The organism is Cupriavidus sp. UYPR2.512 (genome assembly GCF_000379565.1).
Lineage (GTDB): Bacteria > Pseudomonadota > Gammaproteobacteria > Burkholderiales > Burkholderiaceae > Cupriavidus.
Map to the genome: position 1 here is coordinate 1 of NZ_KB903143.1, position 1,021 is coordinate 1,021.

At 58.8% G+C, this 1,021-nt stretch carries 1 pseudogene; it reads left to right on the forward strand.

The features are described 5' to 3' along the window. Window positions 1–609 precede the first annotated feature (609 nt). Window positions 610–968: pseudogene (locus A3A5_RS42140) on the forward strand (ISKra4 family transposase); the annotation flags it as partial. Window positions 969–1,021: the final 53 nt, after the last annotated feature.

Sequence of the window (1,021 nt, forward strand, 5' to 3'; positions counted from 1 at the left end):
GCGATTCACCGATTTGCCGTCACACGGCAATCCCACACGCCAAGGCCCAAATCGCGGCGTATTCTGGCCGATATGGCATCGGGTAGTGATGATCAAATCCCCGCGATAATACTTCTCGCACAGCTTTATCGCCTCGACCACTAAAAGCGACAAGGATGTCGTCCCACGTCAAAGCCTGTGGGTGCCCGGCATGTCGAGATCAAGTACAACGCCTCCGAGAACCGGCATGGGCACAAGAAACGAGATGTGGGCGGAACGCTGCGCCTACGCCACCGCTCCACCTAGCATTTCAGCCTGCTTGTTGCAATAGTGCGCATAACGCCACCGCGGAAGTGTCATCCGAGGGCGCGCCGTGGACTAGCGCTGTCTCCAGCGTCTCCTCCCCTAGCTGCCAAAGCCATCCTTTGAACAACCGAAATGGCCGATAGATACTTGGGCTTGCCAAGCACGGCCTGTTGACAGAATGCCAGCCTGACTCCCCCGCGCGGAGCAGACGCTAGTCCGGGACCAACACTGCCTGAAATTTAAGCACGCCGCTGGAAGGACGCGCCAGCGAACAACGCACGCGGCCAAGGGCCAGGTTATCCACACTGACTGTGGATAACTTATGTCCTCGACTGGTTCCACATTGCCATGCGGGTACAAGAACCTAGAACAGATGATCAAGAGCCGGCCGGCACACATGCGACGGCCCCAGCAACGCGGCATTGATCAAGGCGCTGCATGGCGCCAAGTGGCACCTGTGGCACGGCTGCCCCTATCCGGCGTTGCGCCGACTGGAAAGCTTGGGCTGGGATCTGGGCCTCGAGGCCAGCCCCGAGGAGGCCAAACTCCTTGGCAAGCTCGAGGAGTTCATTGTCTACCTCGAAAACAACCGGCCCTTCATCGTGAACTACGGTGATCGCTACCGGCATGGAGAGCCCATTGCCGGCGTGGTTCATCCCGGCGTTACACAGGCAGGGCAGAAATGAAAGTGCGGGATAATGTGGCCCACTTTAATTTCGGCGTCCCCATGACTTCA